Source organism: Kosakonia sp. AG348, assembly GCF_003337365.1.
Taxonomy (GTDB): Bacteria; Pseudomonadota; Gammaproteobacteria; order Enterobacterales; family Enterobacteriaceae; genus Kosakonia.
In genome coordinates this window covers 202,003-225,999 of record NZ_QPJR01000007.1, presented here as the reverse complement: position 1 = coordinate 225,999, position 23,997 = coordinate 202,003, and the positions used below count along the sequence as shown (strand labels likewise).

At 53.8% G+C, this 23,997-nt stretch carries 26 protein-coding genes and 1 tRNA gene; 18 read left to right on the top strand and 9 right to left on the bottom strand.

The window, feature by feature from the left end:
• Window positions 1-2: 2 nt before the first annotated feature.
• The gene (locus DFO56_RS17865; RefSeq protein ID WP_045514287.1) at window positions 3-1,199 is read right to left on the bottom strand and encodes a hypothetical protein; all 1,197 of its coding nucleotides are present in this window, start codon (window positions 1,197-1,199) and stop codon (window positions 3-5) included.
• Between the two features lie 286 nt (window positions 1,200-1,485).
• On the opposite strand from DFO56_RS17865, the gene DFO56_RS17860 reads away from it, so the two are divergent.
• From DFO56_RS17860 to DFO56_RS17835, 6 genes are read left to right on the top strand one after another with little or no spacing between them, the layout of a single operon-like run.
• The gene (locus DFO56_RS17860) at window positions 1,486-2,121 is read left to right on the top strand and encodes a phage baseplate assembly protein V (RefSeq protein ID WP_045514286.1); all 636 of its coding nucleotides are present in this window, start codon (window positions 1,486-1,488) and stop codon (window positions 2,119-2,121) included.
• The gene (locus tag DFO56_RS17855) at window positions 2,118-2,465 is read left to right on the top strand and encodes a GPW/gp25 family protein (protein WP_045514285.1); all 348 of its coding nucleotides are present in this window, start codon (window positions 2,118-2,120) and stop codon (window positions 2,463-2,465) included. Before DFO56_RS17860 ends, DFO56_RS17855 begins: the two co-directional genes overlap by 4 nt.
• 4 nt (window positions 2,466-2,469) lie before the next feature.
• A complete protein-coding gene (locus DFO56_RS17850; protein ID WP_045514284.1) occupies window positions 2,470-3,378 on the top strand; it encodes a baseplate assembly protein in 909 nt (302 codons plus the stop codon).
• A complete protein-coding gene (locus DFO56_RS17845; protein ID WP_045514283.1) occupies window positions 3,371-3,982 on the top strand; it encodes a phage tail protein I in 612 nt (203 codons plus the stop codon). The genes DFO56_RS17850 and DFO56_RS17845 overlap by 8 nt, the downstream gene beginning before the upstream one ends.
• Window positions 3,979-4,947, top strand: coding sequence for a phage tail protein (locus DFO56_RS17840; RefSeq protein ID WP_045514282.1), 969 nt, complete (start codon window positions 3,979-3,981; stop codon window positions 4,945-4,947). The genes DFO56_RS17845 and DFO56_RS17840 overlap by 4 nt, the downstream gene beginning before the upstream one ends.
• 1 nt (window position 4,948) lies before the next feature.
• A complete protein-coding gene (locus DFO56_RS17835) occupies window positions 4,949-5,377 on the top strand; it encodes a tail fiber assembly protein (RefSeq protein ID WP_045514281.1) in 429 nt (142 codons plus the stop codon).
• Between the two features lie 215 nt (window positions 5,378-5,592).
• On the opposite strand, the gene DFO56_RS17830 is transcribed toward DFO56_RS17835, so the two are convergent.
• Window positions 5,593-6,633, bottom strand: a complete 1,041-nt coding sequence (locus DFO56_RS17830; RefSeq protein ID WP_045514280.1) for a putative phage abortive infection protein — start codon at window positions 6,631-6,633, stop codon at window positions 5,593-5,595.
• Window positions 6,634-6,905: 272 nt separating this feature from the next.
• On the opposite strand from DFO56_RS17830, the gene DFO56_RS17825 reads away from it, so the two are divergent.
• The 8 genes from DFO56_RS17825 (at window position 6,906) to DFO56_RS17790 (ending at window position 13,543) form a co-directional block, all read left to right on the top strand.
• The gene (locus DFO56_RS17825; protein ID WP_045514279.1) at window positions 6,906-8,096 is read left to right on the top strand and encodes a phage tail sheath protein; all 1,191 of its coding nucleotides are present in this window, start codon (window positions 6,906-6,908) and stop codon (window positions 8,094-8,096) included.
• Window positions 8,097-8,109: 13 nt separating this feature from the next.
• A complete protein-coding gene (locus DFO56_RS17820; RefSeq protein ID WP_045514278.1) occupies window positions 8,110-8,628 on the top strand; it encodes a phage major tail tube protein in 519 nt (172 codons plus the stop codon).
• Between the two features lie 60 nt (window positions 8,629-8,688).
• Entirely contained in the window at window positions 8,689-8,964 is a 276-nt protein-coding gene (locus DFO56_RS17815; RefSeq protein WP_045514277.1) for a phage tail assembly protein, read from the top strand.
• A gap of 32 nt (window positions 8,965-8,996) precedes the next feature.
• Window positions 8,997-9,116, top strand: a complete 120-nt coding sequence (locus tag DFO56_RS17810; RefSeq protein ID WP_020455315.1) for a GpE family phage tail protein — start codon at window positions 8,997-8,999, stop codon at window positions 9,114-9,116.
• Window positions 9,109-11,580, top strand: coding sequence for a phage tail tape measure protein (locus DFO56_RS17805; RefSeq protein ID WP_045514276.1), 2,472 nt, complete (start codon window positions 9,109-9,111; stop codon window positions 11,578-11,580). The genes DFO56_RS17810 and DFO56_RS17805 overlap by 8 nt, the downstream gene beginning before the upstream one ends.
• 12 nt (window positions 11,581-11,592) lie before the next feature.
• Window positions 11,593-12,069 carry a phage tail protein gene (locus tag DFO56_RS17800; protein WP_045514275.1) on the top strand — a complete coding sequence of 159 codons (477 nt, stop codon included), beginning with the start codon at window positions 11,593-11,595 and terminating at the stop codon, window positions 12,067-12,069.
• Window positions 12,069-13,250, top strand: a complete 1,182-nt coding sequence (locus DFO56_RS17795) for a phage late control D family protein (RefSeq protein WP_045514274.1) — start codon at window positions 12,069-12,071, stop codon at window positions 13,248-13,250. Before DFO56_RS17800 ends, DFO56_RS17795 begins: the two co-directional genes overlap by 1 nt.
• 74 nt (window positions 13,251-13,324) lie before the next feature.
• Window positions 13,325-13,543 (top strand): DNA-binding transcriptional regulator, encoded by a 219-nt coding sequence (locus tag DFO56_RS17790; protein WP_072051669.1) that lies wholly within the window; start codon window positions 13,325-13,327, stop codon window positions 13,541-13,543.
• A 167-nt stretch (window positions 13,544-13,710) separates the two neighbouring features.
• On the opposite strand, the gene DFO56_RS17785 is transcribed toward DFO56_RS17790, so the two are convergent.
• A tRNA-Ile gene (locus DFO56_RS17785) sits at window positions 13,711-13,786 on the bottom strand.
• A 126-nt stretch (window positions 13,787-13,912) separates the two neighbouring features.
• Here DFO56_RS17785 and mug point away from each other — a divergent pair.
• On the top strand, window positions 13,913-14,419 hold the full coding sequence (mug, locus tag DFO56_RS17780) for a G/U mismatch-specific DNA glycosylase (protein WP_045514273.1): 507 nt from the start codon (window positions 13,913-13,915) through the stop codon (window positions 14,417-14,419).
• Window positions 14,420-14,477: 58 nt separating this feature from the next.
• Here the strand turns inward: mug and rpoD are convergent, their stop codons facing one another.
• From rpoD to rpsU, 3 genes are all read right to left on the bottom strand, one after another.
• Window positions 14,478-16,319: an RNA polymerase sigma factor RpoD gene (rpoD, locus tag DFO56_RS17775; protein WP_020455309.1), complete on the bottom strand. Its 1,842-nt coding sequence runs from the start codon at window positions 16,317-16,319 to the stop codon at window positions 14,478-14,480.
• Window positions 16,320-16,475: 156 nt separating this feature from the next.
• Window positions 16,476-18,221: a DNA primase gene (gene dnaG, locus DFO56_RS17765; RefSeq protein ID WP_045512077.1), complete on the bottom strand. Its 1,746-nt coding sequence runs from the start codon at window positions 18,219-18,221 to the stop codon at window positions 16,476-16,478.
• Between the two features lie 168 nt (window positions 18,222-18,389).
• Window positions 18,390-18,605 carry a 30S ribosomal protein S21 gene (rpsU, locus tag DFO56_RS17760; RefSeq protein ID WP_001144069.1) on the bottom strand — a complete coding sequence of 72 codons (216 nt, stop codon included), beginning with the start codon at window positions 18,603-18,605 and terminating at the stop codon, window positions 18,390-18,392.
• A 238-nt stretch (window positions 18,606-18,843) separates the two neighbouring features.
• On the opposite strand from rpsU, the gene tsaD reads away from it, so the two are divergent.
• A complete protein-coding gene (gene tsaD / locus DFO56_RS17755; RefSeq protein ID WP_020455307.1) occupies window positions 18,844-19,857 on the top strand; it encodes a tRNA (adenosine(37)-N6)-threonylcarbamoyltransferase complex transferase subunit TsaD in 1,014 nt (337 codons plus the stop codon).
• Window positions 19,858-19,896: 39 nt separating this feature from the next.
• Here tsaD and plsY read toward each other — a convergent pair whose 3' ends face one another.
• Window positions 19,897-20,520, bottom strand: coding sequence for a glycerol-3-phosphate 1-O-acyltransferase PlsY (plsY, locus tag DFO56_RS17750; RefSeq protein ID WP_045512243.1), 624 nt, complete (start codon window positions 20,518-20,520; stop codon window positions 19,897-19,899).
• A gap of 163 nt (window positions 20,521-20,683) precedes the next feature.
• On the opposite strand from plsY, the gene folB reads away from it, so the two are divergent.
• Both folB and bacA read left to right on the top strand, forming a co-directional pair.
• Window positions 20,684-21,052, top strand: coding sequence for a bifunctional dihydroneopterin aldolase/7,8-dihydroneopterin epimerase (gene folB / locus DFO56_RS17745; RefSeq protein ID WP_020455305.1), 369 nt, complete (start codon window positions 20,684-20,686; stop codon window positions 21,050-21,052).
• 107 nt (window positions 21,053-21,159) lie between these two features.
• Window positions 21,160-21,978: an undecaprenyl-diphosphate phosphatase gene (bacA, locus tag DFO56_RS17740; protein ID WP_020455304.1), complete on the top strand. Its 819-nt coding sequence runs from the start codon at window positions 21,160-21,162 to the stop codon at window positions 21,976-21,978.
• An 11-nt stretch (window positions 21,979-21,989) separates the two neighbouring features.
• On the opposite strand, the gene DFO56_RS17735 is transcribed toward bacA, so the two are convergent.
• Both DFO56_RS17735 and DFO56_RS17730 read right to left on the bottom strand, forming a co-directional pair.
• Window positions 21,990-23,231, bottom strand: a complete 1,242-nt coding sequence (locus DFO56_RS17735) for a multifunctional CCA addition/repair protein (protein ID WP_045512084.1) — start codon at window positions 23,229-23,231, stop codon at window positions 21,990-21,992.
• A gap of 67 nt (window positions 23,232-23,298) precedes the next feature.
• Entirely contained in the window at window positions 23,299-23,913 is a 615-nt protein-coding gene (locus DFO56_RS17730; RefSeq protein ID WP_020455302.1) for a TIGR04211 family SH3 domain-containing protein, read from the bottom strand.
• Window positions 23,914-23,997 lie beyond the last annotated feature (84 nt).

Sequence of the window (23,997 nt, the reverse complement as noted above, 5' to 3'; positions counted from 1 at the left end):
AATTACAAATGACCATTGATATCAATGAAAGGCTTCACCCTTTCGTTTATGAATTGATTAGGTTTCCACCCAAGGCTTAATCTATCAAGGAAAAAAGCATCTATTGCCGATACTGCTATGCCGGTAATTGGACCAATAAAACCTGCGCCGGTGCTTGCAATATAACGTAAGGCTTTTCCATAGCCGCTACCCAACCAGCCTGTTGTTGTTATTTCCTCAAGATAAGCTGAAACAAGGTTTTTATCAGGTGACTTGTTTTTAAGCCAAGATTTGAACTTTTTAGCACGGCTAAAAAGTTCAAGAAATTCCTCAAAAGATCGTTCTTTCTCATTAATAATTGAGGAGATGTTGGGGCTACCTTCTAGCACTATATTATGGAAGGAGTTGAGCTCTTTGCGATTAATATTTGCTCGGGCTAGGATTTGTTTGTTTCTGTACTGAATGATCTCAGATACTGTATTGGATGTGTAAAAATCTCCCCCGTAATGTGCAGCAAGGATTAGTCCATAAGAGGCTCCCAATATACCCGCGGCAATACTTGCTGGAGTTGTCTCGCCAATTGTTTTTATTCTGTTTAAATTAAGCTGATTGATTTCAGTGAAGTTGATATTTGTATCTATTAGAAAACTGTCCTTGTTATTATATATCTTATAAAAGAGGTTTTCAGGCGGTGTTTGACCAACGAGCAAATCGCTAACAATTATACGCGCTGCTGCGGAAATATAAGCTTCATCGTTCAAATCTTCTTTTGCTGTTGATATGACACCACCACTAATAAAATGATCGCTAGCTAATTTTCTTATAACTACTAATTTTTTAAACCTTTCAATGAAGACTTCGGTCTCAGACTTGGTTAGTCCTTGTCGCGAGATCATATAATTTAATCTTTTCTTCCAGCTTTTCAACTGAGCACCACTGTCACTGCCAGAAATAAAGGCACTGAGTAATGCATGTTCCGCGCCATTTTTTGATTCTTGAGTATATACCCCTAAAAACTCTTCAATGAAAGTCGTCTTTATATCAGGTAATGATAATAGTTTGATTACATTATTATGACCTATGGAGCGAATAAGCCCTAACAATGTTGAAGTGTCCATGACGATGTGAACGTTTTGATAGAAGAGCAATGCTTCTGCGATTTCTCCAACAGTAAGAGATGGCCCATCAATAGAACGATTTAATACTATTGAATCAAACATTCTGTCCCCCTTTTTTGATTTTTAATTCTAAAACTATAGAAATCTATTGAAAGCATATTAGGAGTCTATCGTTAATCATGTAACTAGTCATCAGACGACAAAGGAAGTTATTGTGCGAAAATTTTAGGCTTAAAAATTGCATAGCGTACAAAGTCCGTTTCTTGGCTATGGTCATCTTTACTCTGATATATGAAACGTCATCAACTTATTGAAATGCGATTGTATCCTGCACAACAGAACCCCCTTTGATTGCTACAGATGATTATCAGCGGCATCCTTTTTCCCCATGAAAACTTTAAATTCGCTTCAGGAAATCGCTCGCGCGATTCGCAACCTCATTCGCACCGGCATTGTGATTGAAGTTGACCTCGTAGAAGGGCTTTGCCGCGTCCAGACCGGCGAAATGCACACGACGTGGCTCAACTGGCTGACCCGGCGTGCCGGTCGTTCGCGTACGTGGTGGGCTCCGTCTGTCGGCGAACAGGTGTTAATCCTGGCCGTCGGCGGTGAGCTCGATACCGCGTTTGTGCTGCCCGGTATTTTCTCCGATGAGAACCCCGCCCCGTCGACTTCGGCGGATGCCCTGCATATTGCTTTCCCCGATGGCGCGGTTATTGAGTACGAACCCGAGACCAGCGCCCTGACCGTCAGCGGCATTAAAACCGCCGACGTCACCGCATCCGGGTCACTCACCGCCACCGCGCCTCTGGTAACGGTCAAAGCCTCAACGCGCATCACTCTCGATACGCCGGAGGTGGTTTGCACGAATAAGCTCATCACCGGGTCGCTGGAAGTGCAGAAAGGCGGCACGATGCGCGGCGACATCGAGCACAGCGGCGGTGCGCTGTCGTCTAACGGCAAAGTGCTGCATACCCACAAACACCCCGGCGACAGCGGCGGCACGACAGGAGCGCCACTATGACAGCCAGTTACATCGGACTGAGCCGCAGCACCGGCGGGACAGTCACAGACGCGGAGCACATCAGCCAGAGCCTCAGCGATATCCTGCGAACGCCGGTCGGCTCGCGCATCATGCGCCGGGATTACGGCTCGCTGTTGTCTTCCATGATTGACCAGCCGCAGACCCCGGCGCTGGAGCTGCAAATCAGGGTCGCCTGTTATTTCGCGGTGCTGAAATGGGAGCCGCGCATCACCTTAAGCGCAGTGACCACGGAGCGTCAGCCTGATGGCCGCATGGTGGTCAGCCTGACCGGCGAGATTGCCAGCACCGGCGACGCCTTTTCGTTAACCATCCCTGTGAGCTAACACCATGCCGATTGTTGATTTAAGCCAGCTCCCCGCGCCGGATGTGGTTGAGGCGCTGGATTACGAGAGCATCCTCGCCGAGCGCAAGGCGACACTGGTTTCGCTGTTTCCGGCGGAGCAACAGGGCGCCGTCGCCCGTACGCTGGCGCTGGAATCCGAGCCGCTGACCAAGTTTCTGGAAGAGAACGCCTACCGGGAGGTTATCTGGCGTCAGCGCGTCAACGAAGCCGCCCGCGCGGTCACGCTGGCAAGTGCTGAGGGGCGCGACCTTGATGTGATGGCCGCGAACAACAACACCGCACGGCTGACCGTCACCCCGGCAGACGATACCGCCATCCCGCCGGTGGCGGCGGTGATGGAGTCCGATGCTGATTTGCGTCTGCGCGCGCAACAGGCGTTTGAGGGGCTGAGCGTGGCCGGTCCGGTCGGTGCCTATGAATACCACGGACGCAGCGCCGACGGGCGTGTCGCCGATATTTCTGTTGAGAGCCCGACACCGGCCTGTGTGACCATCACCGTGCTTGCCCGCGAGGGTGACGGCACTGCTACCGGTGATTTGCTGGCGGTGGTGGAAAAGGCGCTTAACGCTGATGACGTGCGCCCGGTCGGCGACCGCGTGACGGTGCAGGCGGCAGAGATTGTGCCGTATGAGGTGGCCGCCACACTCTGGTTTTACCCTGGCCCCGAAGCAGAGCCCATTCGCGCCACGGCTGAGCAGAAACTGAAAGCCTATATCACTGCGCAGCACCGGCTGGGGCGTGACGTTCGCCGGTCAGCCATTTATGCCGCGCTGCATGTTGAAGGTGTCCAGCGCGTGGAGCTGAGCGCGCCGCAAGGCGACATCGTGCTCGGCAAACACCAGGCGTCTTACTGCACCGGGTACATCATCACTGCCGGGGGTAACGATGAATAGTGACCGGCTGTTACCCGTTGGCTCGTCGCCGCTGGAAGTGGCCGCCGCAGCCGCAGCGGCTGAGATTGCCCGTGTCCCGGTGCCGCTGCGTACCCTGTGGAACCCGCAGACCTGCCCGACTGACCTGCTGCCCTATCTGGCGTGGGCGCTCTCTGTCGACCGGTGGGGCGCTGACTGGCCGGAAGCCACGAAACGCCGGGTGATTGCCTCCTCGTTTTTTGTCCATCAGCACAAAGGCACCATCAGCGCCCTGCGCCGCGTGGTAGAGCCGCTCGGTTTTCTTATCGAGGTGCGCGAGTGGTGGGAGCTTAACGAGGAGCCCGGCACGTTTCGCCTGGTGGTGGGCGTGCTCGACGGCGGTATCACCGACGAGATGTATCAGGAGCTGGAGCGGCTTATCAATGACGCCAAACCGGCCAGTCGCCACCTGACCGGGCTTGCCATCAGCCTGAGCACATCGGGCGAGTGTTACGTCGACGCGGGAAGCTATACCGGTGACGCGCTGGTCGTTTATCCGTACTTACCTGAGGACATCACCGGCGGCGGGGAATATTTCCCGGCCTCGGCCATTCATTTTATCGACAACGTGAGAGTAAGCGCATGACCGCGAAATTCTTTGCCATTCTGACCAACCAGGGCGCGGCACTGCTGGCAAACGCCACCGCGCTCGGTACTAAGCTCAACATCACGCAAATGGCCGTAGGGGATGGCAACGGCACACTGCCGACGCCGGACGCCACGCAAACGAAGCTGGTTAACCAGAAACGCATCGCGCCGCTGAATATGCTGAGCGTTGACGCGAATAACACCAGTCAGATTATTGCCGAGCAGGTTATCCCCGAAAACGAGGGCGGTTTCTGGATCCGCGAAATCGGACTGTATGACGATAACGGCGTGTTAATTGCCGTGGCGAACTGCCCGGAAACGTACAAGCCGCAGCTCCAGGAAGGAAGCGGGCGAACGCAGACCATCCGTATGGTGCTGATAGTCTCCTCGACCGCCGCCGTCACGCTGAAAATTGACCCGTCGGTCGTGCTGGCAACACGTCAGTATGTGGACAACACTGCCATTGAGGTTAAAGGGTATGCCGACGCGGTGATGAAAAAGCACCTTTCATCAGCCAATCCTCACGATCAATACCTCATGACCAGTAACGCATTAAAAGAGCTGGTCTCGGCCAGTCTCGTTGGTGACGTTCTCAAAAACCTCGGTTTAGGAGAAGCCGCAAAACGGGATGTCGGAACAGGCGTTAATCAAATCCCGGACATGTCGAGTTTCATCACCGGAACGGTCAACGCCTTCAGGTTACCCGCCGGGCATATTGTGCAGTTTGATAGCGGCACAACGACAACAGGCACAGGCACAGGCGGAGGTTTTACGAAATCGTACCCGACACCATTTCCTCACGCGTGTCTGGTACTGGTTGGTGTTGCGTATGGCACGCTAGGCTATCGCGTTTCTGTCTCAACAAATACATCAGACCGTACTGCTGCAAACATGAATTTTGTAGACCAGAACGGGAACGGTATTCCTGGTATTCCCGTCGGTTATATTGCAATAGGATACTGATATGAAATCTGTTTACTCACCTTCAGAGCACATAATTTATAACGCCGCCTTTTATGCCGATTATCAGCGCGCCGGGACATGGCCAGCGGATGGGATTGAAGTGAGCGACGAGGATGCCGTTACGTTTAATGGTCGCAATGAGCCTACTGGAAAAATGGTTGACTACCAGAACGGCGCGCTTTACTGGGTTGACCGTCCTGCGCCAGAGCTGACTAAAGAGCAGATGATCGCCCTGGCTGAGCAAAAAAAAACGTCACTACGTGCAATCGCTGATGCTGAAATCTCATGGCGACAGGATGCGCTTGATGCGGAAATAGCGACGGAGGAGGAAAGCGCCGTGCTGACTGAGTGGAAAAAATACCGGGTGCTGTTGATGCGGGTAGATACTACGACAGCACCGGTGATTGTCTGGCCTGAAATTCCTGCCTGAACGTGGGGTTAGTAAATGCCTGTAAATTTGCTGGCCGGTTTCTTGTGCCGCCAGGAGTTATTACCACTTCAGACTGCGCGCCATACCTGCCACTGATAACCTGTTTCGCAGTCATGCGCGGGTGGGAGTTGACCCCATCTGCGCAACAGGTTCGACAACTCTTCAGCCAGCGGTGATGAGACATCAGACATACTATCGGCGCTGGCGGGACAACATCATTTGGTAGCCTCATCATTTGCCCAAAGACAGAGTTTTAAAAGCTTCAGGTCATTTGATGTATTCCTGCCGAAAGCGCCTGATGTAGTTTTATAAGAATATCTTTTAGTATCCATGCTCAAATAACGTGAAATTTCCTGGCAGCTTACTCTAATCTTTCCTCCCATTATAAACTCTGTGTTCCGGAAGTTTTTTCTGGTGATGCTTTCTGCACCATGCCTCTGTATGCTTAAATGCTCCAGCATCTGATATTCAATTAAAAGACTTGCAAACTCACCTTCATCACAAATTCCGGGAAGACAATTTAAAAAAAGGACTGTTAACTCATCCATTGACAATTGCGCACGTAGTACGCGAGCGAGATTTTTTTTGGTTTCATAAGCGTATTTTGAATCGTCAATCATTTTTAATATGCGGTAGAGATTTCTGAAGTAATGACCAAATCGATCATTGCTCTCAGAATTGAAGTTTTTATAAAATATGTATGCGGAACTCTTTTTTATTTTTACGCTCTTGCTGTAGGTGGCGCAGGGGTATAACACCTTGCTATTCTCTGTGAGGAATTTCGTAAAGCTCAGTCGGGCTCTTGATTCGTTAAATTCCAGGTTTTCAATGATGTTGTTTTGTAAGTTGAGTAGGTTGTAGAATGATGACTCAAAGTTTTGTTTGGCTGTTTCATTATTTTGCTTTGTTTGCATTATAATGGTGATGGTTAATGCAATGAAACCAATTGCACCAATAACCGGGTTTGTCACCCCGCCAAAAAAATCACCAAATGGCCCAAGTTCTGTTAATCCTTTGCTGCCCTGCACAGTGGCTTCTTTTGTTATAAATAAGGCCTGCCATGCCAGGTGTCCAATATAAATTAAAAAGGCAGTGAGGGTTGTATATAATAAAACTAACGATAGCACTACTTTGTTTTCTGTTATTGCGTCTGTGAGTAGAGAGAATTCCCATTCTAAAGATGAAACTATCTCGCTATCCCGTATGGTACTGATGATTTTCTTACATTTTAACGCAAGGCGTTTACCTGCATCCATTTATCACCTCAAAGGATAATTTAGTGCATCGTTGTTATTGAAAGCATTATATGCTTCCTTGCTGCGTTGGGTATAAAAATATATGGCAGTGGGAATGTCCCGGAAGATGCAAAATGCATTCTTTCACGGGTAAAGTGTGCAGCGAGGGGGAGGTTCTGCTTTTACAGGTTTCCACAACTCGTTGTTGCAGATCCATCCCAACCCCAATAAATAGCCCCGCGCCCGCGCACCCTGGAAAATAACACTCACCCCAACACCACGGAGTTAAACGGATGAGTGATTTTCATCATGGCGTGCAGGTCGTCGAAATTAACGACGGCACGCGCGTCATTTCCACCGTCTCGACCGCCATTGTCGGCATGGTATGCACCGCCAGCGATGCCGATGCCGCGACCTTTCCTCTTAACGAGCCGGTACTGATTACCAGCGTGCAAAGCGCCATCGCAAAGGCCGGTAAAAAAGGCACGCTGGCCGCGTCCCTCCAGGCCATCGCCGACCAGGCAAAACCGGTGATTGTCGTTGTGCGTGTCGCGGAGGGAACCGGCGATGATGAAGAGGAGGCGCTCGCGCAGACCATTTCCAATATCATCGGCACCACGGACGAGAACGGCAAATACACCGGCCTAAAGGCACTGCTCACCGCCGAAGCCGTCACTGGCGTGAAACCGCGCATTCTCGGTGTGCCGGGTTTCGACACGCTGGAGGTGGCGACCGCCCTTGCGCCGGTTTGTCAGAAGCTGCGTGCGTTCGGTTATGTCAGCGCGTGGGGCTGCAAGACGGTATCTGATGCCATCAAATACCGCGACAATTTCAGCCAGCGCGAGCTGATGATTATCTGGCCGGATTTTCTCGCCTGGGACACCGTGAAAAATGCAACCTCCACGGCATACGCCACCGCCCGCGCGCTCGGTCTGCGTGCGTACATCGACCAGTCGGTCGGCTGGCACAAAACCCTGTCTAACGTCGGCGTTAATGGCGTGACCGGCATCAGCGCGTCGGTGTTCTGGGATTTGCAGGAGCCCGGCACCGATGCGGATTTACTTAACGAGGCGGGCATCACGACGCTGATTCGCAAGGATGGTTTTCGTTTCTGGGGTAACCGCACCTGTTCGGATGACCCGCTTTTCCTGTTTGAGAACTACACCCGCACCGCGCAGGTGATTGCCGACACGATGGCCGCCGCGCACATGTGGGCGGTCGACAAGCCCATCACCGCGACGCTTATCCGCGATATCGTCGACGGCATCAACGCCAAATTCCGCGAACTCAAAACGAATGGTTACATCGTCGATGCGACCTGCTGGTTTGACGAAGAAGCCAACGACAAAGAGACCCTGAAAGCCGGAAAACTGTATATCGATTACGACTACACGCCGGTTCCCCCACTGGAAAACCTGACCTTACGCCAGCGCATCACCGATAAATATCTGGCGACGCTGGTTTCCTCGGTCAACAGCAAATAAGGAGCCTGATTAAATGGCAATGCCGCGCAAGCTCAAATACATGAATGTGTTCCTGAATGGCTACAGCTATCAGGGGATCGCCAAATCCATCACCCTGCCGAAGCTGACCCGTAAGCTGGAGAACTATCGCGGCGCGGGAATGAACGGCGTCGCGCCGATTGATATGGGGCTCGATGATGATGCCCTGTCGATGGAATGGTCGCTCGGCGGTTTCCCGGATTCCGCTATCTGGGAGCTGTACGGCGCAACCAGCGTCGATGCTGTGCCAATTCGTTTTGCGGGATCCTACCAGCGCGACGACACCGGCGAAACGGTCGCCGTCGAAGTGGTCATGCGTGGACGTCAGAAAGAGATCGACACCGGCGAAGGTAAGCAGGGCGAAGACAGCGAGTCAAAAATCTCGGTTATCTGCACGTACTTCAAACTGACGATGGACGGTAAAGAGCTGGTTGAAATCGATACGCTCAACATGATTGAGAAAGTGAACGGCACCGACCGCCTCGAACAGCACCGCCGCAATATCGGTCTGTAATTTTCACACGGTCAGCGAGGCTGGCCGGTTAACCCCATTCCCGATTAAGACGAGAACACCATGAAAAACGAAAATGTGATCACCCTGGAAAACCCCGTCAAACGCGGCGAGCAGGTCATCGACCAGATTACGCTGATGAAACCTAACGCCGGTACGCTGCGCGGCGTCAGCCTGGCCTCGGTGGCAAACTCCGACGTCGACGCGCTGATTAAAGTGCTGCCGCGCGTGACTGCGCCGTCACTGACCGAGCAGGAAGTCGCCGCGCTGGAGCTGCCTGACCTTGTGGCGCTGGCCGGTAAGGTGATTGGTTTTTTGTCGCCGAATTCGGCGCAGTAACCTTCCCGCCAAATCTTTCAGTCGATGACCTGATGGCGGATATCGCGGTGATTTTTCACTGGCCGCCATCGGAGTTATTTCCCCTGAGCCTGACCGAGCTCGTTACATGGCGCGAAAAAGCGCTCCAGCGAAGCGGAAACACGAATGAGTGATGTGAAATTACAGGTATTGCTCAGGGCTGTTGACCAGGCGACCCGCCCGTTAAAATCCATCGAAAAGGCCAGCAAAACGCTGGCCGGCGATATCCGGGCGACGCAAACCACATTACGTGAGCTCAACAGCCAGGCATCCAGAATCGAGGGGTTTCGCAAGACCAGCGCACAGCTTGCCGTGACCAGCCAGTCGCTGGCGAAAGCGAAACAGGAAGCCGCTGCGCTGGCCGTGGCGTTTAAACAGACCGAAAGCCCGACCCGCGCACAGGCCGCCGCAATGGAAGCCGCGCGCAAAAATGCTGCCGCGCTCCAGCTTAAACATAACAGCCTGCGTGAAGCGGTACAGCGGACACGGCAGGAACTCAGCCGGGCGGGCATCAACACGCGCACGCTGGCCGCTGATGAGCGCCGCCTGAAAACCAGTATTGGTGAAACGACCTCGCAGTTGCACCGGCAGCGCGGGGCGCTGGCGCGCGTCAGTGCGCAACAGGCCAAACTGAGCGCGGTCAAGCAGCGTTATCAGGCGGGAAAAGAGCTCGCCGGTAAATCGGCGGCGGTCGGCGCTGCCGGTGTCGGGATTGCGACGACCGCCACGCTGGCCGGTACGGCGCTGTTAAAACCGGGATTTGATTTTGCGCAGAAAAACTCTGAGCTTCAGGCGACGTTAGGTGTAACGAAAGATTCGGCAGAAATGACCGCCCTGCGCAAACAGGCGCGTCAGCTCGGCGACAATACTGCCGCCTCGGCTGACGATGCCGCCGGGGCGCAAATCATCATCGCCAAAGCGGGCGGCGATGCGGCAGCCATTCAGGCAGCGACCCCCGTCACGCTGAATATGTCGCTCGCCAACCGGCAGACGATGGAGGAGAACGCAAAATTACTCCTGGGGACGAAAAGCGCCTTTCAGCTATCCAATGACAAAGTGGGTCACATCGGGGATGTCCTGTCAGCGACGATGAATAAATCAGCCGCCGATTTTCAGGGTCTCAGTGACGCCATGACGTATCTGGCGCCCGTTGCCCGCGCGGCGGGCGTAAGCCTCGAAGAAGCGGCAGCGATGACCGGTGTTCTGCACGATAACAACATCACCGGGTCAATGGCGGGGACGGGCAGCTCGGCGGTTGTCAGTCGTTTACAGGCTCCCACCGGGCAGGCTTTCACCGCCCTGAAAGAGCTTGGCATCAAGACGTCAGACAGCAAAGGCAATATGCGGCCTGTCTTTACCATTCTGAAAGAAATCAGCGCCAGCTTTGCTAAGCACAAGCTGGGTAACGCCCAGCAGGGTGAATACCTGAAAACCATTTTTGGCGAGGAGGCGCTGAAATCCGCCAACGCCCTGTTGCAGGGCGCGGCATCCGGCAGACTCGACGCGCTGACAGCGGCATTAAAGGCGTCCGATGGCAAAACCGAGGAACTGGTCAAAGTCATGCAGGACAACCTCGGCGGCGACTTCAAAGAATTCCAGTCGGCTTATGAGGCGGTCGGCACCGACCTTTTTGACCAGCAGGAATCCTCTCTTCGCAAACTGGTACAAACCGCGACCGGGTACGTGCTCAAGCTCGACGGCTGGATCCAGAAAAACAAGGGACTGGCACAGACCATCAGCACCATTGCGGCGGTGGCCGTCGGGGTTATTGGTGTCGTTGGTGCAATCGGCCTGGTGGCGTTCCCGGTTATCAGCGGCATCAACGCCATCATTGCGATTGCCGGGGTGCTCGGCACTGTCTTCAGCGTCGTGGGTGGCGCGATCATGACGGTACTCGGCGCGCTCACCTGGCCGATTGTCGCGATTGGCGTCGCCATCGTCGCCGGGGCATTGCTGATTCGCAAATACTGGGAGCCGATTTCGGCATTTTTTGAAGGGGTGATCGAAGGGCTTAAGGCGGCGTTTGCGCCGGTCGGGGAACTGTTCTCACCGCTGAAACCGATGTTTGACTGGCTGGGGGAAAAACTCAAAGCCGCGTGGGACTGGTTTACCAACCTGCTTGAGCCGGTGAAATCGTCTCAGGAGCAACTCAACGCCTGTAAGGATGCCGGGATGCGATTCGGCCAGGGGCTGGCTGATGCGCTGATGTTTCCGCTTAAGGCGTTCAACAAGCTGCGCGCGGGGATCGAGTGGGTACTGGAAAAGCTCGGCGTCATTAACAAGGAATCGGGCGACCTCGATAAAACGGCGGAAAAAGCCGGTGCTGCGAAAGCCGGTGCAACGCAAAACCCGGCCATCAGTAATGGCGGGTATATCCCTGCAACCAGCACGTACGGCGGTTATCAGGCGTATCAGCCTGTTACCGCTCCCGGTGCCGGGAAAGCGTACACCGACAACCGGCAGAGCCATTACAACATCACGGTACAAAACGGCGGCGCACCGGGCGGCGACCTCGGACGTCAGTTGCAGGATGCCGTTGAGAAAGCCGACCGGGAGAAGCGCGCCCGCGAACGCGCCAGTATGCGAACCGACGGATAAGGAAACACTGAAATGATGCTTGCACTTGGCTTTTTCGTTTTTATGCGTCAGACGCTGCCGTTTCAGAATATGCAGCGCGACGCGGAATACCGCTGGCCGTCAAACAACCGCGTCGGCAAGCGCGATGCCTTTCAGTTTCTCGGTGTCGGTGAGGAGAAAATCACGCTCAGCGGCGAGCTGTTCCCGGAGCTCACCGGCGGGCATCTGACGCTGACCGCGCTGCGCCTGATGGCGGAGGAGGGGCGTGCCTGGCCGTTACTGGCAGGAACTGGCCTAATTTACGGGATGTACGTTATCAACAGCATCAGCGAGACCGGCACCGAGTTTTTTGCGGACGGCTCGCCCCGGAAAATCACCTTCACCATGACACTGACCCGCGTCGATGAGTCGCTCGCGGCGGTGTATGGCGACCTGAATAAACAGGCCGACAGTCTCGTCGGTAAGGCAAAAGAAGCCGCTACAAAATTAACGTCAAGCCTGGGGTTCTGATGTCAGAAATACTGTATAGCGAAGCGGGGAGCACGCTCACCCCCGCGTTTATGCTGAAAATTGACAGCAAAGATATTACCGGCAATATCAGCGACCGCCTGATTAGCCTGACCATGACCGATAACAGGGGGTTTGAAGCCGACCAGCTCGATATCGAGCTCAACGACGCCGACGGGCGTGTCGTCCTGCCGGTGCGCGGGGCGGTGCTGACGCTGTTTCTGGGGTGGAAAGGTTCGGCGCTTATCGGCAAGGGCAGTTTCACCGTGGATGAGGTTGAACACCGGGGCGCACCGGATACCGTGACCATCCGGGCACGGAGCGCCGATTTTCGTGGCTCCCTGAATTCCCGACGCGAGGAGTCATGGCACGCCAAAACGCTCGGTATGATTGTCGAGACCATCGCGACGCGCAACAAACTGACGGCGGCCGTTGCGCCGGAGCTGGCAAAAATCGTGATCCCGCACATCGACCAGTCGCAGGAATCCGACGCCAAATTCCTGACCCGGCTGGCCGACCGGAACGGCGGCGAGGTGTCTGTCAAAGCGGGGAAACTGCTGTTTCTCAAACCGGGCAATGCGGTCAGCGCCAGCGGTAAACCCATCCCGCAGGTGACCATTATCCGCAGCGACGGCGACCGGCATCAGTTTGCGATTGCCGACCGGGGCGCTTATACCGGCGTAACGGCGCAATGGCTGCATACCAAAGAGCCGAAGCCTAAAAAAGTGAAAGTGAAGCGCAAGCCGAAAGAGCAGCACCTGCGCGCACTGCAACACCCGAAAGCCAAGGCAGCGAAAAAGAAAGAGGCCAAAGAGCCGGAAGCACGCGAAGGGGAATACATGGCCGGTGAGGCTGATAACGTATTCGCCCTAACCACGGTCTATTCAACAAAAGCCCAGGCGATGCGGGCAGCAAAAGCAAAGTGGGACAAGTTACAGCGCGGGGTGGCGGAGTTCTCGATAAATCTGGCCGTCGGGCGCGCCGATCTCTACCCGGAAACGCCGGTGAAAGTCTCAGGGTTTAAGAGCATTATCGATGAGCAGGCATGGATAATTACCAAAGTGACCCACGCGCTCAGCAGCAGCGGCTATACGACAGCGTTAGAACTGGAGGTTAAACTTTCTGATGTTGAGTATGATGCGGAGTCCGACGACGATGGAGTGATAGATGATGTCTCGCACTAAGTGAATTTTTGTAATTCTCATTATGCGAATTTATAGATATAATAAATTCTCTTTTAGAGAAATTAGAGGCGATCATGTTCCATTGTCCACAATGCAAGCATGCTGCACATGCACGTACAAGCCGCTATCTAAGCGAGAACACAAAAGAACGCTATCACCAATGCACCAATATCAATTGCAGTTGTACCTTTGTGACAATGGAATCAATAGAGCGCTACATTGTGACGCCTGGCAAAATTGATCCTGCGCCACCCCATCCAAATCAAACCGGACAACGCCAGTTATGGCTCTAAAATTACCCGCCTCGCGCGGGTTTTTTTATATCGCAAAAAACCTCGAAATCGTACCTATCGCGGGATTGCCAAAAAACTGGTGCGACACTTTTGCGACACTCAGTGATCTGAAAACAAAAAAGCCACTCGCGAAAGTGGCCTAATTACATGATTTTAAGGCTAAAATTTGGTGGCCCCTGTTGGGTTTGAACCAACGACCAAGCGATTATGAGTCGCCTGCTCTAACCACTGAGCTAAGGGGCCGTGGCGGGGAATTATAAAGTAACTTACCCCTGCAATCCAGCAGGAATCACCTGGCTGATGTTTTTATAAACAACGCATTTTCAATCTCTTATACTGGAGTTTATCGCTTTTGTTCGGGAGTTAAGCATGATCCACGATATTCTGGCGCCGGGACTGCGGGTGGTGTTTTGTGGCATCAATCCGGGTAAATCATCTGCCCATACCGGTTTCCATTTTGCCCATCCGGGGAATCGTTTCTGGAAAGTTATCCATCAGGCCGGTTTTACCGACCAGCAACTGCGCCCCGAAGATGAGCGGCATCTGCTGGATACCCGCTGTGGTATCACTATGCTGGTTGAGCGCCCAACAGTGCAGGCCACGGAAGTCGGGTTGCATGAGCTGCGGAACGGCGGCAGGGAACTGGTCAAGAAAATTGAGGATTATCAGCCCGCTGCGCTGGCGGTGTTAGGAAAGCAAGCCTTTGAGCAGGCGTTTAGTGTACGCGGTGCTAACTGGGGTAAGCAAAATATGACGATCGGCGTGACGCAGGTCTGGGTGCTGCCAAATCCCAGTGGGCTTAATCGTGCAACGCTGGATAAGCTGGTGGAAGCGTATCGTGAACTGGACGAGGCACTGGTGACGCGCGGCCTGTAACGGCAACTAGCGGGCAAAAAAAAGCTCCCGTGCGGGAGCTTTTTTATCGCCTGACGAATTAATCGTCGAGGAAGCTACGCAGCACTTCAGAACGGCTCGGATGGCGCAGTTTACGCAGCGCTTTCGCTTCGATCTGACGGATACGTTCGCGGGTCACGTCAAACTGTTTACCCACTTCTTCCAGCGTGTGGTCGGTGTTCATATCGATACCGAAACGCATACGCAGAACTTTCGCTTCACGAGCGGTCAGGCCAGCCAGAACGTCGTGCGTTGCGGCGCGCAGACTTTCAGTGGTTGCAGAGTCCAGCGGCAGCTCGAGGGTGGTATCCTCGATGAAATCACCCAGATGCGAATCTTCATCATCACCGATTGGTGTTTCCATGGAGATAGGCTCTTTCGCGATTTTCAGCACCTTACGGATCTTATCTTCCGGCATCAGCATACGCTCAGCCAGCTCTTCCGGCGTGGGTTCACGGCCCATTTCCTGCAACATCTGGCGGGAGATACGGTTGAGCTTGTTGATAGTCTCAATCATATGTACCGGAATACGAATGGTGCGCGCCTGATCCGCGATGGAACGGGTGATCGCCTGACGGATCCACCAGGTTGCATAGGTGGAGAATTTGTAACCACGGCGGTATTCGAACTTATCAACCGCTTTCATCAGACCGATGTTGCCTTCCTGAATCAGATCGAGGAACTGCAGACCGCGGTTGGTGTATTTCTTGGCGATAGAAATAACCAGACGCAAGTTCGCTTCCACCATCTCTTTCTTCGCACGACGCGCTTTCGCTTCGCCGATAGACATACGACGGTTGATGTCTTTTACCTGCTCAATGGTCAGGCCGGTTTCTTCTTCAATCTGTTGCAGTTTCATCAGGCTGCGTTGAACTTCTTCTGCCACTTCATGCAGTTTTTCCGACCACGGTTTGTTCATGGCCAGCGCAGCGTTGAACCAGGTTTCGTTGGTTTCGTTGCCGGTGAACAGCGTAATGAAGTTTTTCTTCGGCATTTTGCACTGTTCAACACACAGTTTCATAATGATGCGTTCCTGGGTACGTACGCGATCCATCATGACTCGCATGCTGTTGACCAGGTAATCGAACTGTTTTGGCACCAGACGGAACTGTTTGAAAACTTCAGACAGCTTCAGGATCTCTTCCTGTGCGGCAACGTGGCTGCGTCCTTTGGCTTTGATAGTGTCGCGAGTCAGTTCGTACTGGGTACGTAGCTCAGCGAATTTTTCACGCGCCAGTTCAGGATCGATGCTGTTGTCATCATCGCTGTCGTCGTCTTCTTCATCTTCTTCGTCTTCATCATCATCCATCTCTTCGCTGGAGAGTTCAGAACCGACGTGGGTCGCAGTTGGCGCCATGTCTTCTTCAGCGTTTGGATCGACAAAGCCGGTGATCAAATCTGAGAGGCGAGCCTGTTCAGCTTCAACGCGATCATACTGCTCCAGCAGATAGGTGATCGCTTCCGGGTATTCGGCAACGGAGCACTGAACCTGGTTGATGCCGTCTTCGATGCGTTTAGCGATGTCGATTTCGCCTTCGCGGGTCAGCAGCTCAACGGTGCCCATTTCGCGCATGTACATGCGCACCGGGTCAGTGGTTCGCCCGATTTCAGATTCAACGCTGGAAAGCACTTGTGCGGCGGCTTCTTCCGCATCTTCGTCAGTGTTGTTGGAGTTTTCGGCCAGCAACAGATCATCGGCGTCCGGTGCTTCTTCCATCACCTGGATGCCCATGTCGTTGATCATTTGGATGATGTCTTCGATCTGATCGGAGTCGACGATATCTTCCGGCAGATGGTCATTGACCTCGGCATAGGTCAGATAGCCTTGCTCCTTACCACGGGTGACAAGAAGCTTCAGCTGTGACTGCGGGTTTTGCTCCATAAGACGGTATCCACACTTAATTCATGAGGGTTGGTGTCGGTCGGCGAAATAAACCGCCAACATTTAACGCGAGGGTGTATTTATATTTTTGCCGCTGGCCCTCATCGCGGCTGTCGGGATCTTCCCGATCGGTTATCGGCACTTAAGCCGTTGAATTCACTTTTTTGCCAGTTCCTGGTTCAATTGCCAGAGTTCCCGGCGTTCTTCGCTGCTTAAACCATGTGTGCGGTCACGAGCTATTAACTCTTCTTGCCGCCGTTCAAGCATCGAATCAAACATATGATTGAGCGCGTCGGTGAACGTTTTTTCAGCGATGTCTTTATCTGCTATATCGTCCCACATCGACAGTTTTTCAAGGGTTGCGGCCTCTTTTGTGCCGCGATAGTGCTCAAGCAACTGGCCCGTAGTCAGGCCTGGCTGTGACAAACAAGTGTTGACCAGTTCTGTAAATAAGCCAAGCCCGGCAAGCCTTGAGTGATCCAAACCCTCTAACGGCGGCACCTTCGGAGCCAGTTCCGGGTTCTGGATCAATAACCCTATCAGTATACGCATGGTTGTGCGTTTTAGCTGCGGAGCGGGGCGCGGCGTTGCGCTTTCCACCTGTTTTGGCATTAATCGATCAAGTTGCGCATCGTCGAATATGCCAATTTTATTCCCCAACAGCTGGCGCAGCTGGATGCGTAGCGTTTCACCCGGCACCTGGTTGATTAACGGCAGCGCTAATGCGGCAAGCTGCGTTGTACCATCCGGTGTGGTTAAATCCGCCTGCGGCAACAGGCTGTTGAACAGAAACGTGGAGAGCGGCAGTGCCTGCTCCATCCGCGCTTCGAACGCCTCTTTGCCCTCTTTACGCACCAGCGTGTCCGGATCTTCGCCATCCGGTAAAAACATAAAACGCAGCTGACGGCCATCGCTCATATAAGGCAGCGCGGTTTCCAGCGCTCGCCATGCGGCATCACGGCCAGCACGGTCACCGTCGTAACAACAGATAACATTTTTAGTTACGCGAAAAAGTAACTGAATATGATCCGCCGTTGTTGACGTTCCAAGCGACGCCACCGCGTAGTTGATGCCGTATTGCGCCAGCGCCACCACGTCCATATAGCCTTCGACGACTAGCAGTCGCTGAGGCTCGTCATTGTCCTGCTGCGCTTCATAAAGGCCATACAGCTGACGGCCCTTATGGAAAATATCTGTTTCCGGGGAGTTCAGGTACTTAGGCGTATCGTTACCCAGAACGCGCCCACCAAAACCAATCACCCGGCCACGTTTGTCACGAATGGGAAACATGACCCGTTCGCGGAAACGATCGTAACTGCGTCCCTGATCGTTTGTGACCAGCATGCCCGCATCAATCAATGATTTACGGTTTTCGCTGTTGCCGCCAAAACGCTTTAATACGTTGTCCCAGCCGGGTGGCGCGTAACCAATGGCGAACCGCTCAATGATTTCGCTGCTCAAACCGCGTCTGGACAGATACTGGCGTGCAGGCTCTGCGGCAGGTTGTGTCAACGATTGCTGATAAAACGCGTTTAGCCCATCCATTAATTGATAGAGCGTTTGCCGTTGATGGCGCTCTATCAGGCTGGGTCCACTGCCTGCTTCAAATGGCACGTCAAGGTTGTGCATTGCCGCCAGTTCTTCGATGCTTTCGACAAACTCGAGCTTGTCGTAGTTCATCAGGAAGTCGAGGGCGTTGCCATGCGCGCCGCAGCCAAAGCAGTGGTAAAACTGTTTTTCACCGTTCACGGTGAAAGAGGGCGTTTTTTCGTTATGGAAAGGACAACACGCGTGATAGTTCTTGCCCTGCTTTTTCAGCTTTACACGCGCGTCGATGAGATCGACGATGTCGGTGCGCGCCAGCAGGTCATTAATAAAGACACGTGGAATTCGTCCAGCCATAAGCCCCGTTTTGATCTTTTATAGCCGTTGTTTTCCGGGCCAACATAATGCGACCGAAATCCGCAGGTTATATCAGGTTATAAACGAAAATAAGCCGCGCATTCCTTTCGGAAGCACGGCCTTACAACTACAACTCGGTCTAAACGAAAGGGCGCTTGCCCTGACAGATTAGTACAGACGAGTACGGCGTGCGTTTTCGCGAGCCAGTTTCTTCGCGTGACGTTTCACTGCGGATGCTTTAGCGCGTTTACGTTCGGTAGTCGGTTTTTCATAGAACTCACGACGACGAACTTCCGCCAGAACACCTGCTTTCTCGCAGGAACGTTTGAAGCGACGCAGAGCTACGTCGAACGGCTCGTTTTCACGTACTTTAATTACCGGCATGTGCCTCTCACCTTTGATTAATTCGGTTTGCCGCTGGCGTTCACGCCAGCTTATTTCAAAATGGTGCGGAATTTTACTGCAAGTGCTGCTGCTTTGTAAAGCACCGCCGCCCTTTTTGAAAGGGGACTTTTGTAAGGGTGAGGAGTATACACGAACTCCGCTGCAGGAGTGAGCAAAGTTTTACTTCGACCCGCATTCGCCCTACACTGCGCGCTATTGCAAAGAGGTAAACAGAGTCATGCGCATACTGGGCATTGAAACATCCTGCGATGAAACCGGCATCGCAATCTATGACGATCAACAAGGGCTGTTAGCCAACCAACTGTATAGTCAGGTAAAACTTCACGCCGATTACGGCGGTGTTGTGCCAGAGCTGGCTTCGCGCGATCACGTGCGTAAAACCGTACCGCTGATTCAGGCCGCGTTGAAAGAGTCCGGATTAACTGCGAAAGATATCGATGCAGTGGCTTACACCGCAGGGCCTGGTCTTGTCGGTGCACTGCTGGTTGGCGCGACGGTTGGTCGTTCGCTCGCTTTCGCCTGGGACGTTCCCGCCATCCCGGTTCACCATATGGAAGGGCACTTGCTGGCGCCAATGCTGGAAGAGAATCCACCGGCGTTTCCATTCGTTGCGCTGCTGGTTTCCGGTGGGCATACGCAGCTTATCAGCGTAACCGGCATCGGACATTATGAGCTGCTTGGTGAGTCGATTGATGATGCCGCCGGGGAAGCTTTTGATAAAACGGCTAAGCTGCTGGGGCTTGATTACCCGGGCGGGCCGATGCTCTCAAAACTGGCGGCTCAGGGCACGGAAGGCCGTTTTGTTTTCCCGCGTCCGATGACCGATCGTCCGGGGCTGGATTTTAGCTTCTCCGGTCTGAAAACTTTCGCGGCGAACACCATTCGTAACAACGGTTCTGACGATCAAACCCGCGCCGATATTGCGCGTGCGTTTGAAGACGCCGTAGTCGATACGCTGATGATCAAATGCAAGCGTGCGCTGGATCAAACCGGTTTTACGCGTCTGGTTATGGCCGGTGGCGTGAGCGCCAACCGTACGCTGCGCGCGAAACTGGCGGAAATGATGCACAAGCGTCGTGGCGAAGTATTCTATGCACGCCCGGAGTTTTGCACCGATAACGGCGCGATGATCGCCTATGCGGGAATGGTGCGTCTGAAAGCGGGTAATGATGCAGGGCTGGGGGTGACTGTGCGTCCACGCTGGCCACTGGCGGAGTTGCCTGCGGCGTAAACCGTGATGGCCCGGTAGCACACTGTGCGCCGGGCGATATTATGACGCTTTTCCTTTCTCTTCTTTTTTCTTCTTCAGCTTCGACCAGATTTTGCCTTCCTGATGTCGCCACAGGCGCTGAATATTGTCGTGATGGCGTAGCAGGATCAGGCAGGACAGCATCGCGACCGGGAAAGTGAACTGCGGTTTGAACCACCAGACGTAAAATGGCGCGATCAACGCGCTGACAATCGCCCCCAACGATGAATAGCCGCTCAGCAGTACTGTTAACAGCCAGGTTCCCGCCATCACGCCCGTTAAATCCCAGCCGATAGGTGCGATAGCGCCGAATGCCGTCGCCACGCCTTTACCGCCTTGAAACTTAAAGAAAACCGGCCAGATATGACCCAGACAGGCGGCAATCGCGATAAGGCCGAGCCAGAATGGTGTGACGCCAAGCGCATACGCGCCCCACACTGGCAGCATGCCTTTTAAGACGTCAAAAATCAGTACCTTTAGCGCGGCACCTTTGCCACCAATGCGTAATACGTTGGTCGCTCCGGGATTACCGGAGCCACTCTCGCGCGGATCGGGCAGACCGGCGATGCGGCAGACCAGAATGGCGCTGGAAATAGAGCCACAAAGGTATGCAAGGAGAATCATCCCAGGCGCGATTGCACTCATAACGCTGTTCCGTTGTGAAAATGTCGTTTTATTCTCTGCATCCATGGATAATACGCATAAATGATGGAAAGTGGTATCCAGGTTTTGCGCAAAATCTGACAGGTAGCCAATAAAGATGCGGCCTGGCGGCGGCAATGGCGGGGCATATAGCAGGCGAGGTGAAATGGACATTGTATTTATAGAGCAACTTTCGGTTATCACCACCATTGGTGTTTACGACTGGGAACAGACCATTGAGCAGAAGCTGGTGTTCGATATCGAAATGGCCTGGGATAACCGCGTGGCGGCGAAAAGCGACGATGTGAATGATTGTCTGAGCTACGCGGATATCGCTGATGTGATTATCGGCCACGTCGAAGGCGGGCGTTTTGCACTGGTTGAACGCGTTGCGGAGGAAGTCGCTGAGCTGTTGCTGGCTCGTTTTAATTCGCCCTGGGTACGTATCAAATTGAGTAAACCAGGCGCGGTTGCGCGCGCGCTGAATGTGGGTGTGGTTATCGAACGTGGCCTAAATCTGAAAGAAAGTATTTAAATTCATAATAGTTAAACCAAGCGCTAGTATTCAGGTCATAGATCTCGGTCTTTCGCGGCTTCTCCACGGGATAAGCCGTTTTTTATATCTTTTTAGGGGTTTATTTGATGGGCGATATGCATTCATTGCTGGTAGCAGCCATTCTGGGTGTCGTTGAAGGTCTCACAGAATTTCTGCCCGTATCCAGTACCGGCCACATGATCATCGTGGGGCATTTATTAGGCTTTGAAGGTGATACGGCAAAAACGTTCGAGGTGGTGATCCAGTTAGGTTCGATCCTCGCGGTGGTGGTGATGTTCTGGCGGCGTTTGTTTGGCCTGATTGGCATTCATTTCGGCAGGCAGCCGCATGAAGGGACTGGCACCGGCCGCCTGACGCTGATTCATATCCTGTTAGGCATGATCCCGGCGGTGGTGCTGGGGCTGGTATTCCACGATACCATCAAATCGCTATTTAACCCGCTCAATGTGACCTATGCGCTGGTAGTCGGGGGGTTCTTGCTGATTGCCGCCGAAGTGCTGAAGCCGAAAGTCCCGCGCGCGCAGGGCGTGGATGATATGACCTATCGCCAGGCGTTTATGATTGGTTGTTTCCAGTGTCTGGCGCTGTGGCCGGGTTTTTCCCGCTCCGGGGCGACGATCTCCGGCGGCATGTTGATGGGCGTTAGCCGCTATGCGGCGTCCGAGTTCTCTTTCCTGCTGGCGGTGCCGATGATGATGGGCGCGACGGTACTGGATCTCTACAAGAGCATGGGCTTTCTCACCGTGGGTGATATCCCGATGTTCGCCGTGGGCTTTATCACCGCATTTATCGTTGCGCTGATCGCTATCAAAACCTTCCTGGAGCTGATTAAACACATCTCCTTTATTCCGTTTGCGATTTACCGTTTTGTGGTCGCAGCAGCGGTTTATCTGGTCTTCTTCTAAGACTTGCGCCCTCAGTCTTTCGGCTGAGGGCAACGATGTTCCTTCCAGACCGCCAGCGCTGCAATCCGCCGACGCGTCAGCTCTTCCCGCACTTCTGCTCCCGTAAACCCTGCCTCTATGACTGCTTTCGTTGGCACGGCGCGCGCCACTTCCCAGGCTTCACGCAGTAAACGCCCCTGCGAATAGTCGCAGGCTTCAAAACCGGTGCGCCCACGCACGTCCGCTTCGCTGGTCAGTGCGATTTGCTCGACACGCTGCGGTTTGCGCCATGCGTCGATGGAATCGAACAATTTGACGATGGTTTTCGGCTGCAAAATGGGGAAGGTATGGATCAGGTCGTGAAACTCCGCCACCAGTTTGGCTAAATCGCGGATCTCGTTGGGTACGCGCAGCCGCTGGCACAACCCCTCGACCAGTTTAACGCCCGCCGGGCCGTGCCCATGATGGCGCGGCCAGAGCGATTTTGGCGTCAGCGCTTTGCCTAAATCGTGGCACAATGTGGCGAAGCGCACATCAACATGCGGGCTGAGCATCGCCGCCATCGAGAGCGTCATTAACGTGTGCACACCTGTATCGATCTCCGGATGCCATTTCGCCGGTGCCGGGACGCCAAACAGGGCGTCGATCTCCGGGAACAGCACTTTCAGCGCACCGCAATCGCGTAGCACCTGGAAATAAACCTGCGGATTGCGGGTTTGCAGCGCGCTCTCGGTCTCTTTCCACACCCGTTCGGGTGTCAGGTGTTCAAGTTCACCCGCATCGGTCATCGCGCGCATCAGAGCCAGCGTTTCATCGGCGATACGGAAGCTAAGGTGCGCGTAACGGGCGGCAAAGCGCGCGACGCGTAATACGCGCAGCGGATCTTCACCAAAAGCCGGGGAGACGTGGCGCAGAATGCGGTTACGCAGATCCTGCTGGCCGCCATAGGGATCGATAATCTCGCCCTGGCTATCTTGCGCCAGCGCGTTCACGGTTAAATCACGGCGCAGCAGATCCTGCTCCAGCGTCACATCTGGCGCGGCATAACAGGTGAAACCGGTATAGCCGGATCCAGATTTGCGCTCGGTACGCGCCAGCGCATACTCTTCGTGGCTTTGCGGGTGGAGGAATACAGGAAAGTCGCGGCCTACCTGCTGGTAGCCCGCGTCGAGCATCTCTTGCGGCGTCGTGCCGACAACAACCCAATCTTTGTCTTTGACCGGCAGGCCCAACAACGTATCACGAACTGCACCACCGACCAGATAACTCTTCACGCCGCCACTCTCCTCTACACATTTGCCGACAGATAATACGTAAGTGTAGAGAAGATGGCGAATCTGCTTAGTTCATCCAGCGATCTTTGCGTTTACGGGTGGGGATCATATGCGGTAACAACAGGCCGAGGATCAGGCCCGCGCCCAGCACGCCGCCGCCATACATAAACCACTGCATAATGATGGTGCGCTGTTTGTCATCGAGTTGCAGGTTCGCGGCATTCACCTTCTTCTGCGCCACGATTAACTCGTTTTTGAGCTTTTGATTTTCATCTTTCAGACCGCTAATCACGCCATCGCTCTGGGCGACTTTCTGCTGCATCTCAGCGGTTTTCTGGTTCCAGGTATTGTCGATATTGCTCAGTTTATCGGTCAGCGTTTTCACCTGGTTTTCCAGCTCTGGCACGCGGGTGCGCAGACTTGGCTGGCTGTTCAGCTCTTTCAGTGGGATCCACGCGGTACGCCCGGTGCTATCGCGCACCTGGCCGTAATCACTGTTTTCCTGCAACAGCGTGACTTCCTCGCCGGCATTTACCGTGCCGACAAGGCGATAATTATCGCCCGGGCCGCTACGTACCCAGGTATTCAGTTCATCGGAAACATAACGTTTTTCTTCGGCGTGGGTACCAACAGACACGCTAAGTGCAAAAAGGGTTAATCCAATCAGGCGTAATTTTGGCATCAGGCAGTCATTATTTTCATTAAACGTGAGTGATAAACAGTGGCAACAGTCTGACGACACCCGGCTGCTGGCATCAATCGGAAT

Coding starts and splice junctions, on each gene's coding strand:
- DFO56_RS17865 (WP_045514287.1), bottom strand. CDS start 1,199: ATGTTTGATTCAATAGTATTAAATCGTTCTATTGATGGGCCATCTCTT.
- DFO56_RS17860 (WP_045514286.1), top strand. CDS start 1,486: ATGAAAACTTTAAATTCGCTTCAGGAAATCGCTCGCGCGATTCGCAAC.
- DFO56_RS17855 (WP_045514285.1), top strand. CDS start 2,118: ATGACAGCCAGTTACATCGGACTGAGCCGCAGCACCGGCGGGACAGTC.
- DFO56_RS17850 (WP_045514284.1), top strand. CDS start 2,470: ATGCCGATTGTTGATTTAAGCCAGCTCCCCGCGCCGGATGTGGTTGAG.
- DFO56_RS17845 (WP_045514283.1), top strand. CDS start 3,371: ATGAATAGTGACCGGCTGTTACCCGTTGGCTCGTCGCCGCTGGAAGTG.
- DFO56_RS17840 (WP_045514282.1), top strand. CDS start 3,979: ATGACCGCGAAATTCTTTGCCATTCTGACCAACCAGGGCGCGGCACTG.
- DFO56_RS17835 (WP_045514281.1), top strand. CDS start 4,949: ATGAAATCTGTTTACTCACCTTCAGAGCACATAATTTATAACGCCGCC.
- DFO56_RS17830 (WP_045514280.1), bottom strand. CDS start 6,633: ATGGATGCAGGTAAACGCCTTGCGTTAAAATGTAAGAAAATCATCAGT.
- DFO56_RS17825 (WP_045514279.1), top strand. CDS start 6,906: ATGAGTGATTTTCATCATGGCGTGCAGGTCGTCGAAATTAACGACGGC.
- DFO56_RS17820 (WP_045514278.1), top strand. CDS start 8,110: ATGGCAATGCCGCGCAAGCTCAAATACATGAATGTGTTCCTGAATGGC.
- DFO56_RS17815 (WP_045514277.1), top strand. CDS start 8,689: ATGAAAAACGAAAATGTGATCACCCTGGAAAACCCCGTCAAACGCGGC.
- DFO56_RS17810 (WP_020455315.1), top strand. CDS start 8,997: ATGGCGGATATCGCGGTGATTTTTCACTGGCCGCCATCGGAGTTATTT.
- DFO56_RS17805 (WP_045514276.1), top strand. CDS start 9,109: ATGAGTGATGTGAAATTACAGGTATTGCTCAGGGCTGTTGACCAGGCG.
- DFO56_RS17800 (WP_045514275.1), top strand. CDS start 11,593: ATGATGCTTGCACTTGGCTTTTTCGTTTTTATGCGTCAGACGCTGCCG.
- DFO56_RS17795 (WP_045514274.1), top strand. CDS start 12,069: ATGTCAGAAATACTGTATAGCGAAGCGGGGAGCACGCTCACCCCCGCG.
- DFO56_RS17790 (WP_072051669.1), top strand. CDS start 13,325: ATGTTCCATTGTCCACAATGCAAGCATGCTGCACATGCACGTACAAGC.
- mug (WP_045514273.1), top strand. CDS start 13,913: ATGATCCACGATATTCTGGCGCCGGGACTGCGGGTGGTGTTTTGTGGC.
- rpoD (WP_020455309.1), bottom strand. CDS start 16,319: ATGGAGCAAAACCCGCAGTCACAGCTGAAGCTTCTTGTCACCCGTGGT.
- dnaG (WP_045512077.1), bottom strand. CDS start 18,221: ATGGCTGGACGAATTCCACGTGTCTTTATTAATGACCTGCTGGCGCGC.
- rpsU (WP_001144069.1), bottom strand. CDS start 18,605: ATGCCGGTAATTAAAGTACGTGAAAACGAGCCGTTCGACGTAGCTCTG.
- tsaD (WP_020455307.1), top strand. CDS start 18,844: ATGCGCATACTGGGCATTGAAACATCCTGCGATGAAACCGGCATCGCA.
- plsY (WP_045512243.1), bottom strand. CDS start 20,520: ATGAGTGCAATCGCGCCTGGGATGATTCTCCTTGCATACCTTTGTGGC.
- folB (WP_020455305.1), top strand. CDS start 20,684: ATGGACATTGTATTTATAGAGCAACTTTCGGTTATCACCACCATTGGT.
- bacA (WP_020455304.1), top strand. CDS start 21,160: ATGGGCGATATGCATTCATTGCTGGTAGCAGCCATTCTGGGTGTCGTT.
- DFO56_RS17730 (WP_020455302.1), bottom strand. CDS start 23,913: ATGCCAAAATTACGCCTGATTGGATTAACCCTTTTTGCACTTAGCGTG.